Consider the following 17,821-nt stretch of genomic DNA (forward strand, 5'->3'; position numbering starts at 1 on the left):
AAGCAGTAACAAAAAGCCCCTGCCTTGGAAAGGCAGGGGCTTAAAAGCTTCAGGTACAATCGCTAATGGATGCCGTGCATCTTTTTCTTTAAAAAGCCATTTAGCGCGAACATAACAAGGCCGGCAAGTATTGGCAGCGCCGTAAACAACAGGAAAAAAACAGTGATGGAATACCGGGCAGTAATGCTGTCGATGAAGCTGCCGGACACGCCCGCCAGCAAGTTAGCAATGAAGTTGGCGACAAACCAGATACCGAACATCAGCCCAAGCAACTTAGGTGGCGACAATTTGCTTACATACGACAAGCCTACCGGTGAAACGCAAAGCTCTCCCATAGTATGAAACAGGTAAGCCAGAATGAGCCATAGCATACTAACTGATGCTGTTTGTGCCCCTTGCGGAATAGTATGGCCGCCATAAGCCAGTATGGCAAAACCACCGCCTAATAGTATAAGGCCAATGCCAAATTTAATTGGTCCGGAAGGATTAAGTTTACTTTGCCAGATCCTTGAAAAAACAGGTGCTAAGGAAATGATGAAGAAAGAGTTAAGAATACCAAACCAGGAGGCTGGCACCTCTGCCACATCTGCTGTAAACTCCCTGTTCAGCATCCAGATCACAATTCCCCAAATCACCACGAAACTGGTGCCCAGAAAAAGGTTAGAAAGCGGAATCTTGCTGAAAGTATCTTTAAACAGGTTAAACAGCACGACCGTCAAGATCAGCATTGGTATAACTACGAGCGTAGCATTGGCCCATTTAAAGAAGGTAGCGCTGTCACCGGCTAATATCCGGTTGGTGTAATCGTTGGCAAAAATAGTCATGGAGCCACCTGCCTGCTCAAAAGCCATCCAGAAGAATATCGTGAAGAAAGCTAACACCGAAATAACAATAATGCGGTCCCGCTTGATCGGTGCCGGCACATTATCCTGTTCTGCTTCGCTATTTGGTAGCAGGTCTTCCTCTTTCTTTTCTTCAGGCGAGAGCCCTATACCATGGAACATCTTCTTGGCGAAGGAGAACTGCAGCATACCGAACAACATGAATACTCCTGCTAAGCCAAAACCATAGCTCCAACCCACTTTCTCGCCTATATAGCCGCAAAGCAGAATGCCCAGGAAGGCGCCGGAGTTAATGCCCATATAAAAGATAGTATAGGCAGCATCCTTCTTGTCTTCGTTGTTTTTATATAACTGGCCTACCATGGAAGAAATATTCGGCTTAAACAAGCCATTACCGATGATCAGCAAGCCCAGACCCAGGTAAAAGAATACCTGTGTGTCCAGCGCCATACTGCCATGGCCCAAGGTCATGAGCAGCGCGCCCAGGATCACAGCTTTTCTATACCCAAGCAGTTTATCGGCAATATACCCGCCAATGATCGGGGTAAGATAGACCAAACCCGTGTAAAGGCCATAAAGCTGCAGCGCATCTTCCCGGTTCCAGGCCCAGCCGCCTTCCACCAGCGAAGATGTGAGGAAAAGCACCAGCAGGGCGCGCATGCCGTAGTAGCTGAAACGTTCCCACATTTCAGTAAAGAACAGCAAGTATAAAGCACTGGGGTGTTTAAATTTATCTGGAACAGGCGCTCCCAGGTAAGGCAGATCATCGTTGTCAGCTTTATGTTGAACGGAAAAATCTTTTGAGGAAAGGGGATCTTTTGTGGACATGTGTAGACTGGGTTCGTTGTTTTAAGTAACTATACGTATAACTATATATTAAATAGATTGTGGGAAATAAGGATAATGACTTTGTAAGCGAAAGCTTTGTAGCTCCGTATACAGAAAACGGGCCGAATTAAGCAAATATTTCAAGCTACTATGGTGAAGCAATCTTAATATGCATACTTTTGCGCCTTGGAAAGTAATTACTCACTAAAATTAACCTTAATTAAATCTAAATGAAAAAAACGGGAGACAAACTATGGACAAACATGTTGGAAAGTTTAGGCATAGGAGGAGCTGAAGAAATCCTCTGGAACCTGCCTCCGGCTGCCCTGGTCGAAGAGGCTATCAAAAATGGCGAAGGCTTGCTGGCTGACACCGGCGCGCTGGCATGCGATACTGGTACCTTTACCGGCCGCTCCCCAAAAGATCGCTTCATTGTTAAGGATGCAAAAACAGCCGGTACGGTTTGGTGGGGAGACATCAATATTCCTTTTGAGGAGGAGAAATTTGACGCCCTGCACAGCAAAATGCTGACATTTCTGGAAGGCCGCAAATTATACGTGCGGGATGCATACGCCGGCGCCCACCCGGATTACCGCCTGAACCTGCGCGTTGTGAACACCCAGGCATGGCAGAACCTCTTCTGCAATAACATGTTCCTGCGCCCCGCCCCGGCAGAAACGGAAGACTTTTCGGCTGATTTTACCATTATCTGCGCACCGGAGTTTCTGGCAGACCCTACAACCGACGGAACACGCCAGGCAAACTTTTCCGTTATCAGCTTTACCCGTAAGATGATTCTTATTGGTGGAACAGGATATGCGGGAGAGATCAAGAAAGGTATTTTCTCGGTGCTGAACTACCTTCTGCCGCACGAGCATAATATTTTATCCATGCACTGCTCCGCCAATGTTGGCAAAGAGGGTGATACAGCTGTTTTCTTTGGCCTTTCCGGCACAGGCAAAACAACTTTGTCAGCTGACCCGGAACGCCACCTGATCGGTGACGATGAACATGGCTGGGCATCTGACAGCGTCTTTAACTTTGAAGGCGGCTGTTATGCTAAAGTTATAGACCTGACCCATGAAAAGGAGCCGCAGATCTGGGAGGCGATCTCATTCGGAGCCATTGTCGAGAACACCCGCTTTTACCCGGGTACCCGCATGGTAGATTATACAAACAAGTCGGTTACCGAGAATACGCGTGTCGCCTACCCTATTTACCACATCAGCAACGCGTTGGTTCCTTCCAGGGGAGGTATTCCAAAGAACATCTTCTTCCTGACGGCTGATGCTTTTGGCGTGCTCCCTCCTATTTCTAAGCTGAATGCCAGCCAGGCCATGTACCACTTTATCTCCGGGTATACTGCTAAAGTAGCTGGTACCGAGGTAGGCATTACGGAGCCGCAGGTAACGTTCTCAGCTTGCTTTGGCGCAGCCTTTCTGCCGTTGCACCCTACGCGTTATGCAGAACTGCTGGGAGCCAAGATGAAAGAAAACGATGTGAACGTATGGCTTGTGAATACCGGTTGGACGGGCGGTCCTTACGGTGTGGGCTCCCGCATGAAGCTTGCGTATACCCGTGCCACCATTACGGCAGCCCTAAGCGGCGCCCTGGAAAAAGTAGCGTATGCACAGCATCCGGTTTTCGGCGTTTCAATTCCGGAATCTTGCCCCGGCGTGCCGTCCCAACTACTGGACCCGCGTAACACTTGGGCAGATAAAGAAGCCTATGATACCAAAGCGAATGTGCTTGCTGCCGCTTTTGTAAAGAACTTCGCGAAGTACGCCGAAGATTCAAGCGAAGAGATCCTGACAGGTGCGCCACATGTGGAAGTAACTGCTTAATATTTTATACTTAGATTATCTAAAAAGGCTTCTCTGAATAAACCAGAGAAGCCTTTTGTTGCCCTTTTCTTTTGTAGGTAGTATAAACTTCATAGCTTCGTATAAGTAAAGGTAGTGCGTGACAAAGGGCGTCAGGAAACTGGTCTAGCAGGTTTATAAAGCACTTTATCTTTCATCATTCGTAATTCTTACAAGGTGCATCTATTCTATACTCCGGACATCACCTCCGACACATATACTTTACCAGAGGAGGAATCTAAACACTGTACCCGGGTGCTGCGGCTGCAGCAAGGCGATACCATTTACCTGATCGACGGGGTTGGCGGGCTGTATACAGCCATCATCCAGGATGCTCATCAGAAGAAATGTGTGTTGCAGGTCATCGACAAGCAGGTAAATTACAACCAGTTACCCTATGTGTCGCATATTGCTGTAGCGCCAACTAAAAACCTGGACCGCATCGAGTGGTTTGTAGAGAAGGCTGTGGAGATAGGTATAAACGAGATCACATTCCTGCTGTGCGATCATTCTGAGCGGAAGCAGATGCGCCTGGACAGACTCGAGAAAATAGCCGTTAGTGCCATGAAGCAGTCACAGAAAGGTTACCTTCCGCTGCTCCACGACCTGGTTCCCTTTCAAAAGTTTGTTCAGAAGTGCCTGCCTGCCCAAACATTTATTGCTCATTTAGAAGATGATGCCACACAAAGTATAAAGGATCTGTATAAGCCGGGGCAACCGCATTGTATCATGATCGGACCGGAAGGTGATTTCTCACACCAGGAAATTGAAGCAGCTTACGCAGCCGGCATTCGCCCGGTGACACTGGGCCGAAGCAGACTGCGAACAGAGACGGCAGCACTGGTCGCCTGCCACACGCTGCATGTACTGCACGACGTATTTGCGCCGTTATAAAAGGAGCCTGATAAAAACAGCATCATGAAAAAGAGCTTTCCCCTACTTGTCATACTTCTTTTGGCACTAGCGCCCTTGTTACAGGCACAGCAGGCTAGTTTTAGAATTGCCAAGCTAAAGTATAACGGCGGCGGCGACTGGTATGCCAATAAAACATCTTTACCTAATCTGATTCAGTTCTGCAATAAAAACCTGAACATGAACATTGCGCCCGAAGAAGATGTGGTGGAGGTCGGCAGCCCTGAATTGTTCAGCTATCCCTTTGTGCATATGACAGGCCACGGCAATGTGGTTTTTACAGATGACGAGGCGCAGAACCTGCGCAACTACCTGCTTAGCGGCGGTTTCCTGCACATCGACGACAACTATGGCCTTGATAAATTCATTCGCCGCGAGATGAAAAAGGTATTTCCAGAGCACGAATTTGTGGAGCTTCCCTTTGATCATCCTATTTACAAAGAAAAGTATGTGTTCAATCACGGGCTACCTAAAATCCATGAGCATGATGGCAAGCCGCCGCAGGGCTTCGGCATCATACATGAAGGAAGGCTGGTCTGCTTTTATACCTATGAAACGGATCTGGGAAATGGCTGGGAGGATCATGAAGTATACAACGACCCGATCGAAAAACATGAGCAGGCGCTAAAAATGGGTGCCAACCTGCTGGCCTATGTCCTGACTCGCTATCAGTAATCAGCCTGGCAAGTATAAATTTGGCCGAAAGGTTTGCAGGTTTTGCTAAGTATGCTAATTAGATGCAATATAATTACTTATTATATTGATATTAAAACACTTATAGGTATTCACTTATACTTGCGCTGGAATATTTCTGAAAGTATAAATGCATCGCGGGCGGAGGCAGGATCCTGAAGTAATTCCTGGTATCGCTGCTTGGGAGGCTGAGGTTTATCATAAGCGCTGAACCCGCTTTGCCGGCGTTGCTGCGAATGCCTGGCAGCTTCCAAGGCTTCGGCACGTTTCTCCCATGATAAAGCACGTTGCGCCGGTGCCGTTTCGTAGTCTATTACGGTTACCTTTGGTTCGGGCGTGAATACCTGTTGTGCCTTCTCTTTAGCGATTATCACCAGTTCCTCTCCTTTTGCCTGCGCCTGCTCTGCTTTAGGTTGCAACTGCCGCAGCATCTCTTCAAATGATGTAGCCGGTGCAGGTGGCCGCTGCGGGCGAATTCTCTTCGCCGGGGAAGGCGCGTCCTCTTCCGGCAGATTAGCTTCATTCGGATCTTTAAAGGCTTTCCGCCAGTTCATAAAGATCAGATACGCTACACCAAGCAAAATATAGATCAGAATTTTATAGTCTTCCATAGAGCTGTTCTTAATCAAAGATAAGTATTTATTACATGTAATATCATATCGCTTCTTTTATACTTACGATAATGTATAAAGCTACTATATAAGAATAAAGAAGTAGCTCGTCATAGGAAATCGAATAACAAGAACAGATCTATTTATCTCAAGCAAATTTACGATAAGAGATATTTTAGCTGCTTTGAGAGAAGCTGCAACAAAGAAATGTCTGAAAGGAGAATCAATAAGGCAGATAATTAAAAATCCTCTTATTTTTGAGTTTGGATTATAGAATTTCCGCTAACGCGAATGCAAGTATCAAAACTAGAGATCAAAGGATTTAAAAGTTTCGGCGACCGGGTTGTCATTAACTTTGACAATGGTATTACCGGAATTGTAGGACCAAACGGCTGTGGCAAGTCCAACATTGTGGATGCTATACGGTGGGTGTTGGGCGAGCAGAAAACCCGCAACCTGCGCTCCGACAAAATGGAGAATGTTATTTTTAACGGCTCCAAAACCCGTAAGCCGGTGCAGTTGGCGGAGGTCTCTATCACCTTCGATAATAACCGGGGCGTGCTGCCTACAGAATACTCGCAGGTAACGGTCACCCGCAAGTACTACCGCAATGGCGACAGCGAGTACATGCTGAACGGGGTTCCCTGCCGACTGAAGGATATCAATGAGCTTTTCCTGGATACGGGAATCGGATCTGACAGCTATGCCATTATCGAGCTGAAGATGGTAGACGAAATTTTGAATGACAAGGAGAACTCGCGCCGCCTTTTGTTTGAAGAAGCAGCTGGCATTTCTAAATTTAAAGTTCGGAAAAAGCAGACGCTGAAAAAGCTGGAGGAAACAGATGCCGACCTGGAGCGCGTGGAAGACGTGCTCTTTGAGATCGGCAAGAACATGAAAACGCTGGAAAGGCAAGCGAAACAGGCCATTAAATATTTCCAGTTAAAAGAAGACTATAAGAAGCATAGCCTCGAATTTGCCCGCCGTAACGTAGGGCAATACCAGCAAACCCTGGAGCGCCTGGAGCAGGATGTACAGCAGGAAAACACGTTGAAAGAAGGATATGTAGCTGCTGTAACGGAAGCCGAAGATGCCATGGCAGATCAGAAGCAGGAGTTAAACCTGACGCAGGAACAACTCGCTGAAATGCAAAAGACCATGCAGGTGCAAACGGCGAAGTTGCGCCAGCTGGAAAATGACATTAAACTCCGTTCGGAGCGGAGCCTTTACCTGAAAGAGCGTATGTTACAGTTGCGCCAGCAGATCAGCCAGGATACTGCCAGCGTGGAGCATACCCAGCAAAGCATTGGCGAGTTGCACGGGGATCTGGAGGCTGTGCAGGAGCAGTTTGCGGATGCCGAAGAGCAGGTTAGTATACTTAAGGAGCAACTGCAGGATGCCAATGAGCAGAAGATGGAGTTGCAGGAAACATTTCAGGAGCTTACGCTGCAGCAAAAGCAAAAGCAAAACGAAGTATACCAACTGAACAAATCTTTAGAGATCAGCCAGGTACAGATACAAAGTATAAACCAGGAACTGGAGCGGATGCAGCAGCAAAAGCGCACCGCTGATGAAGATGCGTTTTTGCTGCAGGAGCAATTGCAGGAGGCACAACAGGTATTGGAAGAAAAGACAGCCGAACTGGTGCGCCTGCAGGCCAAAGAGGAGTCGCTGCTGGAAAGTATAGAGAAGACGGAAAACGGCATCGAAGCGCTTAAGACGCAGCTGGTGGAGTTGAACCGGACGCTGGATGCCCGCCAGAACCAGTATACCCTCACCAGGTCGCTGGTAGAAAACATGGAAGGCTTTCCGGAGGCAATTAAGTTCCTTTGCCAGTCGGATAGCTGGTCTAAGCCTGCTCCCCTCCTTTCCGACATTATCCTGTCACAGCCTGAATATAAGCCCCTTATTGAAAGCTACCTGGAGCCTTACATGAACTTCTTTGTAGTGGATACGCTGCAGGATGCTGTAGAGGCTACTAACTTGCTGAAGCAGGAAAACAAAGGCCGGGCAAACTTCATTATCCTCTCAGAGGTGGAAGAGCTGGAGCCTACTGCCACCTTTAACGAGGGCAAACTAGTAGCGGCTTATGAGGTGGTTTCGGCTGATAAGAAGTATGGCAGCCTGCTCAAGTACATGCTCAACAACGTGTATATCAGCGATGAGTCTGATGAAGACTTTTCGTCTGAAGATTACCGCACCATCATTCTAAAAGATGGCTCGGCTATCAAAAAGCCTTTGAGCTTGTCGGGTGGTTCGGTGGGGCTGTTCGATGGCAACAGACTAGGCCGCAAGCAGAACCTGGAGCAGTTGGAAACGGAAGTAAATGAGCTCACCAGGCAGGCCGACCTCCTGCAAGGGCGTATCAACACACAGCACCAGATCCTGCTTAACTATAAAAGCGAGTCGCAGAAGGACACGATTAAGGGGCTTGAAAAAGAAGTAGCAAAGCTGCAGCAGGACCTGCTATCCGTCCGCATCCGGCATGAGCAGCACCAGCAGAACCAGCGCAACTTCGACCAAAAGCAGGAAGAGCTGCATGAGCGCCTATATGTGCTGCGGGAGCAAAGTGAGGAAGTTTCGCCGCAAGCGGTAGCCGACCAGCAGGAACTACAGCGCCTGGAGCAGGAATTGGCAGCTCAGACCACAAACCTGGAGCGGCAGCAGGAACAAATTGCGGTTGTTTCGGGCAGGTATAACCAGGAGAACATCCAGTTCCACCAGCTCAAGAACCGTTTTGCTAGCTTGCAGCAGGAAATCAGCTACAAGCAGAAAGCAGTAGAGACCAACCAGGAGCGCATCGAAGGGCTAAAGCAGGAACTTATCAAGTCAGAGGAAGAGACCCGGCTGGCCGATGCGTTTATAGAAGAAAACGAAGCCGTGGTGGAAACCATGGTGGAGGCCCGCCATACCTTTGGCCTGGAATTGGAAGAAATAGAAAAGCAGTATTACAGCTTGCGCGGAGAGCTGGATGAAAAAGAAAAGACCATCCGTGAACTGCAGCGCAAGCGCCAGAATGCCGATGAACTGCTCCTGCGCATGCAGCAGGCCCGGAACGATACGCAATTGAAGCTGGTGGCTATCAAAGAGCGCCTCGCTGCTGAGTTCAATATTTCAGACGAAGATTTCGCCAGCCCGGTACCGGAAGAAGAGTTGCTGATCCCGCTATCTGGCGAAGAACTCAGCAAGCATATTGCCGAGGTAAAGGGTGCACTCGATAGAATGGGCCCTGTAAACGCGATGGCAGCCGAAGCCTATGCCGAGATCGAAGAGCGTAATAAATTTATCACCGAGCAGCGCAACGACCTGGTGAATGCCAAGAACATCCTCATCGATACCATCAATGAGATTGATACGGTGGCGAAAACGAAGTTCATGGATGCTTTCCAGCAGATCAAGCAAAACTTTATACTGGTATTCCGCAGCCTGTTCACAGAAGAAGATAATTGCGACCTGGTGATCTCTGATCCGAGCAACCCATTGGAGTCTAAGATTGAGATCATGGCACAACCCAAGGGCAAGCGGCCGCTAACCATCAACCAGCTGTCCGGTGGTGAGAAAACGCTGACAGCTATTTCGCTATTGTTCTCCATTTACCTGCTCAAGCCGGCGCCGTTCTGTATTTTCGATGAGGTGGATGCGCCGCTGGACGATGCCAATATTGACAAGTTCAACAACATCATTCGCAAGTTTTCTCAGGATTCGCAGTTCATCGTAGTTACGCATAACAAGCGCACAATGGCCTCTACCGACGTGATGTATGGCATCACGATGATCGAAGCAGGTATCTCGCGCGTTATACCGGTAGACTTGCGCCAGATCGCTTAATTCATCTCAAGTATAAAAAAGCGTCGCAGCTAAAGTTTTAGCTGCGACGCTTTTTTATACGCTTCCTTTATACTTTCGCCAAAGAATTATTTGAGGGCATTAAAGGTCTTGCTCTTCAAACAGCAGCTGGTGCTGTAGCTTTTTCGGAAGTTTTAATCGTACCAAATCATACGACTGCTTTACATAATACTTCCACTCTTCACCGGAAAAGCGGCTCCACTCCTGCACCTGTACCCATTTGTTCCGTGCCAGGTATGGGGCCGGAATCACATGCAGTGAGTTGGAAAGTTCTCCGAACTCTTCCTCCGAAACTTTAAAGGAGATCGTATGTGGCGCTTCCATGCTGGTAATACAAAATAGCTTACCACCAACGGAAAAGCACAGGTCCGCATCCCACTTTATAGCTTCTGTTACGCCGGGAAAGCACAAGCACAACTCCCGTAAAGTTTCTATATTCATAAAAGTAAGGCTATTCGCTGGCTGCTATTACTTACCTAACACCATTTTCAGGAACTTTCCCAGTCTTAGTGCGGTAAAAGCTTTTAATTTCTTCGATATCAGCCTCCACATCTCCGGTTGGGTAGATGGTGGGGCCGATTCCCGCCTCTTTTTTGGCATAATCCAGGTAGCCTAGCACAATGGGCACGCCCGCACCTTGTGCCACATAGTAAAAGCCTTTCCGCCAGCGGGGTTGGTATTTACGCGTTCCTTCCGGCGTCACCATCACACACATGTCTTCTCCCGGCCTTTCCTTAAAGATCCTGATCATAGCATCTACCATCCGGGTATTTTTGGAGCGATCGATCGGCAAGGCGCCCATGCGTTTGAGCAGGCCGCCAAAAGGAAAACCCATGAATTCCTTTTTGATGGTGAATCGGATGGGCGCATCCATGAGGTAGAAAGCAGCCCGGGCATAGATGAAGTCCCAGTTGCTGGTATGCGGTGCCGCTACCATCACGCAGCGCCTGTTATCAGGTGTCAGGGTGCCCTGCAACGTCCAGCCGCGGGCTTTAAAGATGAGCTTAGCTAATATTTTTCCGAGCATGTAAAATCAGGCAAAGCGCCTTAAGTACCATTCAGAATCTTGTCCGGCATAAAGCAGCTTAAATGAAATGTATAAATACATACATTCGTTCATATTTACAAGGCCCGCTTGATAACATTTGCTCTTTTGCGGTATAAGTATGCCTGAAAGCCTACCCCCAGGAATGGTCCCAGAGAAGTATAGGCTTTATCATTCTGCACCTGACGGAAATACCTAAACGACAGCTGCGGCTCAATGGCGTATCGCTCATTTACAAAAAAGGCATATCCAATACCCAGATCTCCCTGCATCAGGTCATTCTTTTCGCCCGATGAGAAGTTAAGAAGGCCTACGCCCACAGTTGCTTCAAAGAATACGCCGTTATCGAGGTAATAACGGGCAAAGGGACCGGCCAGCAGAAGGGTTTGCCGGAACGGCAGGCGCTCCGATGCATCGTCTGCCGCTTTCATCTTTTCGCTCTGATGGTTGAGGGTAATATCCAGCCCGACAGCAAAGTCGTTCTGCACGAAATAGCCATCCTTTAACCGGAGCTGCGCCTGAATTTTAGTACCTTCCAGGGTATGCACCGGTGAGCTGATCTCGTCTGTTACTTTAGCGAAAGAGCCGTTGATGGTTCCGCCTAAAAGCAACGACCCTTTCTTGACCTTGGCCCGAATAAGGGAACTTTCATTTTCCTGCGCCAACAGGGTAAATGGCAGCAGAAAGAACAGGAGTAACATAGCACGCATAACAACAAAATAGGTTCGTGTGCTTATACGTATGAAAACTACTATATAGTTGTTAAATTTATATTTTTTATTTAGATTTTAGTATCACGCCTTATGCTGCTAACAAGGCGAAGATGTGCTTTTGCATCTGTAGGGTATAGCGGTAGCCGATTTCAAAGATCTCATCGGCCTTTCTGAAGTTGACCAAACGGTAATGTTTTAGTTCCTGTGGTTCCAGCAGCAGATCGCACAGGTGCACCCGCATTTTAACGTTGTTGTTAATGGCCAGCAGCACCGACCGTTCAACCATGCTCCTGAAATTAGACACCTGCGCCTGGTGATTGATAGGGTTAACGTGTACACCAATCTTTACGTCGCAATTAAACTGCAGCGGGTCAACCGGCAGGTTATTCAACAGGCCACCATCATTAAGAAGCTTGCCCTCAAAAGAAACAGGCTGGTACAGGATTGGAACAGCAGCGGAAGCCATCAGGGGCTTTATCAGATTGCCGGATGAGAAATAAGCCGTTACCCCTTCGTTCATCTCCGTGGCACTCACGATCACCGGCAGTTTCAGGTCCTCAAAGGTGGCAAACTCCCCCAGGTACTTTTTGTAAAGCTTTTCAATTTCCTCCAAGTGCATCAGCCCAATTTTACCGAACACAGGCCGTACGATTTTAAAGATGCTGAGTTCTTTGATCAGCTTCAGAATTTCCTCAGGCGAATACCCTGCTGCATAAAAGACCCCGGCTATAGCGCCCGAACTAACCCCGGAGATGATGCTGATCGGAATGCCGAGCTCATCAAATGCTTTGAGCACCCCCAGGTGCGCAATGCCCCGGGCTCCCCCACCGGATAAGGCTACTCCTACGCGCATACTACAACTCATTAAGTGTAAGGGTGCGATCCAAACGAACACCTTTCGGAGTCTGCTGCACTGTACAGCAGGCATGTACCGGGTCATGCTCCAGAAAAAGCACATAATCTTCCTCGGCCGCTTTGGCCAGAAAAGCAGCTTTTTCTTCCAGCGTCAGCAGTGGGCGCGTATCATAGCCCATCACATAGGGCAGCGGTATATGGCCGGTAGAAGGCAGCAGATCGGCCATATAGGCCAGCTTTTTACCCTTATAAGGGATGATCGGCACCATCATTTTATCAGTATGCCCATTAGCATAAAAGATATCGAATTGCGGAAAAGGAGATGGTGCCATAGGATCAACAAATTGCAGATGGCCGCTTTCCTGCATCGGCAGGAGATTTTCTTTTAGAAAGGAAGCTGCTTCGCGGGCATTCGGCTGGGTAGCCCATGCCCAATGGTCGGCATTCGACCAGTAAGTAGCATTAGGAAAAGTCAGCTCCAGGGCGCCGGTACTATCATTATACTTCACCCCACCTCCGCAATGGTCAAAGTGCAGGTGCGTCAGGAAAACATCCGTCACATCGGCCGCCGTAAAGCCCGCTTGCTGAAGCGATGTCTGCAAATTGGCATCCCCATGCAGGTAATAGTGGCTAAAGAACTTTGCGTCCTGCTTATCACCAATTCCATTGTCGATCAGGATCAGCCTATCGCCATCTTCTATCAGCAAACAACGCATCGCCCAGGTACACAGGTTATTTTCATCGGCAGGGTTCGTGCGCTGCCAGAGCGTTTTTGGCACTACACCAAACATGGCGCCGCCGTCCAGCTTAAAAAAACCGGTGTCAATTACATGTAGCTGCATGGGTTAAGTTTGAAGTTTGTATAGTAGAAAGTTTGAAAGTGACTTTAGTATTATGGGCTGAAGAACTAAATATTTGAGTTTATACTTTAATTCAGGCTCTTTGTTTAAGTTTTTCCAAAGCTTTGCGATTCAGAAAACATAAAGGAGGCAGCAAAGTCGTACCCTACTGCCTCCCCACTTTCAAACGCTTTAACTTTATATCTTTCTAGCTTTCTAAAACAACTCCCATACTGGAGAACTTGTCAATGCGCTGCATGATACGCTCTTCTGAATCCAGCGTCTCCAGTTCGTCCAGCATCTTGAGCAGTTCTTTCTTCAGCAGGCGCATCATTTTCTCAGGCTCCGTATGAGCACCGCCCAAGGGCTCTTTGATAATGCCATCGATCAGTTTGTGCTGCAGCATGTCCGTGGCCGTGAGCTTTAGTGCCTCCGCAGCCTGCTCTTTGTAGTTCCAGCTGCGCCACAGAATAGAGGAGCATGATTCTGGCGAGATTACCGAATACCAGGTATTCTCCAGCATCATCACCCTATCCCCAATCGCAATACCCAAGGCACCGCCCGAAGCGCCTTCCCCGATGATGATGCAGATCACAGGAACCTTCAGCATAAACATCTCCTTCAGGTTGCGGGCTATAGCTTCGCCCTGCCCCCGTTCTTCTGCTTCCAGTCCCGGAAAAGCACCGGGCGTGTCAATGAACGTCACGATCGGCCGGTTAAACTTCTCGGCCATCTTCATCAGGCGTAGTGCTTTGCGGTAGCCTTCCGGATTCGCCATCCCAAAGTTGCGCATCTGGCGCTGCTTGGTGTTACGCCCCTTCTGCTGCCCGATAAACATAATGCTGCGGCCATTCACATCCCCAAAACCACCTATCATGGCTTTATCGTCGCTTACGGTACGATCACCATGTAGCTCAATAAATTTGTCGGTGATGCCATGTATGTAGTCTAACGTATAAGGCCTGTCAGGGTGGCGCGACAGCTGCACGCGCTGCCAACGGGTGAGGTTGGCATACGTTTCCTTCTTCAGGGTCTTGATCTTGTCTTCCAGGGCCTTTACTGCCTCCGATACGTCCACCTGGCTTTCTGTTGCCAGCGTTTTCATGTCCTGTAGTTTGCCCTCAAGGGCGGCAATCGGCTGTTCGAAATCTAAAAGCATAGTTCTCTCGCTAGTTCAGGTACAAATTTAAGAGTTTCCGTTCATGCTGTTAAAGAAGATTGATATTTATCCGCAGATAAAAAATAAATTCCGTGTGAATGAAGCAATTACGCTGCAAGCGTTAAAATATAGCCTGAAAAACATACGTCCCTCTTGCAGAATTAAAATCAAGGGTATACCTTTGCATCACTTTAACGAACAGCGTTAGAGAAAACGGTCTGGTAGTTCAGTTGGTTAGAATGCCGCCCTGTCACGGCGGAGGTCGCGGGTTCGAGTCCCGTCCAGACCGCAGGTAATCCTGCGGTAACGCAACATAGAGCAAACGGCTCTTTCATCAAAAGTATTGGTCTGGTAGTTCAGTTGGTTAGAATGCCGCCCTGTCACGGCGGAGGTCGCGGGTTCGAGTCCCGTCCAGACCGCGAAAGCCTGAAGAGAAATCTTCAGGCTTTTTTGGTTTTAAGAGGTTATACTGAATCAGAATTTTCGGTATGAACAGATGAACAGGATTAAAGTATGTGTGACTTGCCTGCCCTAGCTCAACTGTTCCGCTTCTTTTGATAGTCCCGGATCCAACCACCCCTGCCCCTCCTTGTCTAAGGCGGGGACTCTGCTTCTACTTATGTCGCTTTCTCTCGTTTACTATACTTTGGCGTGCAGCTATGAGACTAGATATATAACCATACTTCTGCTAACCAGGCGATATGGAGCGGAATTTAAAGCTGCAAAAACCTGGTATCAAGATTCGGCGCTTCCCAAAATAAACATGTGTTCTAGAATCACCAAGCCATACTATAAGAGATAATCGCCTGCTTAAGTAAGTAAGAAAAACTCCCCGCCTTAGACAAGCTAGAACGCTAGTTCGAAACTTGCGGGCGCAGCTCTGAGGGGCAGGAGTGATTGGACCCGGTACTATCAAAAGGCCCGCCGACAATTTATCAGCAGGCCTTTTTATACTTAAGCTATTTTAAATCACAACCGCTACAACCGCGCATCCACCAGGCTCCTGTCTAAACAAGCCTTGGTGTCGAAGATCACCGCATTGTTGCGCTTATACTTCTGGTAATCGAAGCTCAGGAACTCATTATGCGCTACGGCTACTACAATGGCATCGTATACTACGTGCTCATCCAGCTTGTTCAGAATATGCATGTTGTACTCATGTGCTACCTCTGCCGCATCCGCCCAAGGATCGTATATATCTACCTCCAGGCCAAACTGCTTCATCTCGTGGTAGATGTCCACCACCCGGGTGTTGCGCACGTCAGGGCAGTTTTCCTTAAACGTAAAGCCCATGATCAGAGCGCGGGAGCCTTTGATCTTGTGGTCTTTGTTGATCATCAGCTTTACCACCTTGTCAGCGACAAACTGGCCCATGTTGTCGTTTACACGGCGGCCGCTTAAGATTACCTCCGGGTGGTAGCCGAGGGCCTCCGCTTTGTGCGCCAGGTAATAAGGGTCCACACCAATGCAGTGCCCGCCAACAAGGCCTGGTTTATACTTCAGGAAGTTCCACTTCGTGCCGGCGGCCTCTATCACATCGTTGGTGTCGATACCGATGCGGTCAAAAATCAGGGCCAGTTCGTTCACAAAGGAAATGTTCACGTCACGCTGGGCATTCTCGATAGCTTTAGAGGCTTCGGCCACCTTTATACTTGGGGCTTTATGTGTGCCGGCATCGATGATCGAGCGGTACAAGTCATCCACACGTGAGGCGATCTCGGGCGTAGAGCCGCTGGTCACTTTTTTTATCTTAGTGAGGGTGTTGATCTTATCGCCGGGGTTGATGCGCTCCGGGGAGTAGCCCGCAAAAAAGTCCTTGTTGAACTTTAGGCCTGATACCTTCTCTAAAACCGGCACGCAATCCTCTTCGGTACAACCCGGGTATACGGTCGATTCATAGATCACCACATCCCCTGATTTCAGTACGCCACCCAGCATGTCAGAAGCTTTAATCAAAGGTGTCAGGTCAGGCGCCTTAAACTGGTCGATTGGCGTAGGCACCGTCACAATAAAGGTGTTGTAGCTTCGTAGATCCTCCTTATTTGACGAAAAGGAAAGTCCAATTTTCTGCTTTTGCTCCTTCTTTTGGCCAATCACTTTCTCTAAATCAGCAATGTTGGCTTCCTGCGTTCTGTCTTTTCCCTCGCTTAGTTCCTGCACCCGCTCTTCGTTGATGTCGAAGCCCAGTACATCATACTTTTTACCAAACTCAATGGCAAGTGGCAAGCCCACATAGCCCAATCCGATGATGGCAATTTTTGCATTGTCTACAATGCCCTTATTTCCGTTGTTGCTCATTTTAATGTTGACAGATGATTCCGTTACCGTTATAGCAAATATTAATTCAGCCGAATATACTCCTGTTACCTGTTATTTGTTTTCCTAATATGATATTTCTTCTGCCCCTGCAACTCCTGTCTTCTGCTTCTTCTTTATGGGTGCACTGATGTCAGCGCATGGTATGGTTCACCTCTTCTGGTATAATGGAAATCAAAGGTACAAGCTACAAGCACCACGAGCATTACATTGTACCAGCAGCAACCTCTTGCTCTCTGCTGACTCTTTGCTAGCGCGAGTTTGTAACTCGTGCTTCTTGACGAAGCTAGGTCTGCACCCCAACTTGGCCACAGAACTAATAAAAGCAGTCGTGCATTAGGATACATTTCAGGTCAATGCCTGTTGAAAAGCCTCCTTAACTCTTTGAGAATCTATGTAGACTGAGACGCCTCTGCTCTTCAAGTCACTAATCCGGAGATTCGCCCCTGAAAAAGCCTAAAGCGCCCCGTCTGCCTGACCTTCTATATACATCCGGTCCCTTACAGGAACTGCACCAGTTTACGCAGTGGCTTCAGGTAGCGGGTATAAAAACGTGGTCTCAGACCGTTCAGGTGCCAGGCCGCATAATCCTCGCGGTTCGCCCTGATCCTATTTTTCAGTGTCACATTGCTTTTCCCGCCTACGCGCATCTTCACCAGCTTCTCCGGAATATAACTGGTGGTTAGGTGGTGTTTGTATAAGAAGCGCAGCATCAGTTCATAATCGGCGGCGCTTTTCAGTTGTGTGTTGTAGAGGCCGTATTTTTCAAAACAAGCTCTCTTTACGTAAAAAGTCGGGTGCGGGGGCATCCAACCGTAAATAAAATTTTCGCGGCTGTACGCGCCCGAAACCCAGTTGCGCACCACTTTGTTTGTGTCTTCCTTCTGCACATACAGCAGGTCGCCATAAACACTGTCCGTCTCACTTGCCAGGAAAGCCGCTGCAACCGCCGCCACGGCCTCCGGACTGTAGAACAGGTCGTCGGAATGCAGCAATCCTACCACCTCGCCAGTGGCCAGGGAGATGCCTTTGTTGATGGCATCATACAAACCTTTGTCTTTCCCGGAGACAAACGTGGTGATCCGGTCCCGGTAACGCTCCACCACCTCTACCGTGCCGTCCGTCGACAGGCCATCCACCACGATATACTCGATATCCGGGTACGTTTGGCTCAGTACAGATTCGATCGCCTCGGCAATGGTTTCGCAGTTGTTGTAGACAATGGTGATGATGGAAATTTTCACGTAAAAAGAAAGCTATAAGTTTGATTGATGACGAGTTTAGTAGAATCCGATTTTAT

The 17,821-nt window shown here is 48.3% G+C and carries 14 protein-coding genes and 2 tRNA genes; 6 read left to right on the forward strand and 10 right to left on the reverse strand.

The window, feature by feature from the left end; genetic code table 11:
* Positions 1–62: 62 nt before the first annotated feature.
* The gene (locus ABDW72_RS14375) at positions 63–1,670 is read right to left on the reverse strand and encodes a peptide MFS transporter (protein ID WP_347159276.1); all 1,608 of its coding nucleotides are present in this window, start codon (positions 1,668–1,670) and stop codon (positions 63–65) included.
* 230 nt (positions 1,671–1,900) lie between these two features.
* Between ABDW72_RS14375 and pckA the strand changes: the two genes are divergently transcribed.
* The 3 genes from pckA (at position 1,901) to ABDW72_RS14390 (ending at position 5,119) form a co-directional block, all read left to right on the forward strand.
* Complete coding sequence (pckA, locus tag ABDW72_RS14380; protein ID WP_347159277.1) at positions 1,901–3,514, forward strand: phosphoenolpyruvate carboxykinase (ATP); 1,614 nt, start codon at positions 1,901–1,903, stop codon at positions 3,512–3,514.
* 195 nt (positions 3,515–3,709) lie between these two features.
* Positions 3,710–4,426 carry a 16S rRNA (uracil(1498)-N(3))-methyltransferase gene (locus tag ABDW72_RS14385; RefSeq protein ID WP_347159278.1) on the forward strand — a complete coding sequence of 239 codons (717 nt, stop codon included), beginning with the start codon at positions 3,710–3,712 and terminating at the stop codon, positions 4,424–4,426.
* A gap of 24 nt (positions 4,427–4,450) precedes the next feature.
* Entirely contained in the window at positions 4,451–5,119 is a 669-nt protein-coding gene (locus ABDW72_RS14390) for a DUF4159 domain-containing protein (protein WP_347159279.1), read from the forward strand.
* A 110-nt stretch (positions 5,120–5,229) separates the two neighbouring features.
* Here the strand turns inward: ABDW72_RS14390 and ABDW72_RS14395 are convergent, their stop codons facing one another.
* Complete coding sequence (locus ABDW72_RS14395) at positions 5,230–5,748, reverse strand: hypothetical protein (protein WP_347159280.1); 519 nt, start codon at positions 5,746–5,748, stop codon at positions 5,230–5,232.
* Between the two features lie 291 nt (positions 5,749–6,039).
* Between ABDW72_RS14395 and smc the strand changes: the two genes are divergently transcribed.
* Positions 6,040–9,576, forward strand: coding sequence for a chromosome segregation protein SMC (gene smc / locus ABDW72_RS14400; protein WP_347159281.1), 3,537 nt, complete (start codon positions 6,040–6,042; stop codon positions 9,574–9,576).
* Between the two features lie 99 nt (positions 9,577–9,675).
* Here the strand turns inward: smc and ABDW72_RS14405 are convergent, their stop codons facing one another.
* The 6 genes from ABDW72_RS14405 to ABDW72_RS14430 all read right to left on the reverse strand — a co-directional run bounded on the left by ABDW72_RS14405 (position 9,676) and on the right by ABDW72_RS14430 (position 14,205).
* Positions 9,676–10,035 (reverse strand): MmcQ/YjbR family DNA-binding protein, encoded by a 360-nt coding sequence (locus tag ABDW72_RS14405; RefSeq protein ID WP_347159283.1) that lies wholly within the window; start codon positions 10,033–10,035, stop codon positions 9,676–9,678.
* A gap of 31 nt (positions 10,036–10,066) precedes the next feature.
* On the reverse strand, positions 10,067–10,621 hold the full coding sequence (locus ABDW72_RS14410; RefSeq protein ID WP_347159284.1) for a 1-acyl-sn-glycerol-3-phosphate acyltransferase: 555 nt from the start codon (positions 10,619–10,621) through the stop codon (positions 10,067–10,069).
* 95 nt (positions 10,622–10,716) lie between these two features.
* Positions 10,717–11,349 carry an autotransporter outer membrane beta-barrel domain-containing protein gene (locus ABDW72_RS14415; protein ID WP_347159285.1) on the reverse strand — a complete coding sequence of 211 codons (633 nt, stop codon included), beginning with the start codon at positions 11,347–11,349 and terminating at the stop codon, positions 10,717–10,719.
* A 91-nt stretch (positions 11,350–11,440) separates the two neighbouring features.
* Entirely contained in the window at positions 11,441–12,205 is a 765-nt protein-coding gene (locus tag ABDW72_RS14420; RefSeq protein ID WP_347159286.1) for a patatin-like phospholipase family protein, read from the reverse strand.
* A gap of 1 nt (position 12,206) precedes the next feature.
* A complete protein-coding gene (locus ABDW72_RS14425) occupies positions 12,207–13,049 on the reverse strand; it encodes an MBL fold metallo-hydrolase (RefSeq protein WP_347159287.1) in 843 nt (280 codons plus the stop codon).
* A gap of 205 nt (positions 13,050–13,254) precedes the next feature.
* On the reverse strand, positions 13,255–14,205 hold the full coding sequence (locus ABDW72_RS14430) for an acetyl-CoA carboxylase carboxyltransferase subunit alpha (RefSeq protein ID WP_347159288.1): 951 nt from the start codon (positions 14,203–14,205) through the stop codon (positions 13,255–13,257).
* A 215-nt stretch (positions 14,206–14,420) separates the two neighbouring features.
* Here ABDW72_RS14430 and ABDW72_RS14435 point away from each other — a divergent pair.
* Together ABDW72_RS14435 and ABDW72_RS14440 are read left to right on the forward strand one after the other, a co-directional pair.
* A tRNA-Asp gene (locus tag ABDW72_RS14435) sits at positions 14,421–14,494 on the forward strand.
* A gap of 56 nt (positions 14,495–14,550) precedes the next feature.
* Positions 14,551–14,624, forward strand: a tRNA-Asp gene (locus tag ABDW72_RS14440).
* Between the two features lie 559 nt (positions 14,625–15,183).
* Here ABDW72_RS14440 and ABDW72_RS14445 read toward each other — a convergent pair.
* Together ABDW72_RS14445 and ABDW72_RS14450 are read right to left on the reverse strand one after the other, a co-directional pair.
* Positions 15,184–16,503, reverse strand: a complete 1,320-nt coding sequence (locus tag ABDW72_RS14445; RefSeq protein WP_347159289.1) for a nucleotide sugar dehydrogenase — start codon at positions 16,501–16,503, stop codon at positions 15,184–15,186.
* Between the two features lie 518 nt (positions 16,504–17,021).
* Positions 17,022–17,765, reverse strand: a complete 744-nt coding sequence (locus ABDW72_RS14450; protein WP_347159291.1) for a glycosyltransferase family 2 protein — start codon at positions 17,763–17,765, stop codon at positions 17,022–17,024.
* Between the last annotated feature and the right edge of the window lie 56 nt (positions 17,766–17,821).

It is taken from the genome of Pontibacter chitinilyticus, from assembly GCF_039748935.1.
Taxonomy (GTDB): Bacteria; Bacteroidota; Bacteroidia; order Cytophagales; family Hymenobacteraceae; genus Pontibacter; species Pontibacter chitinilyticus.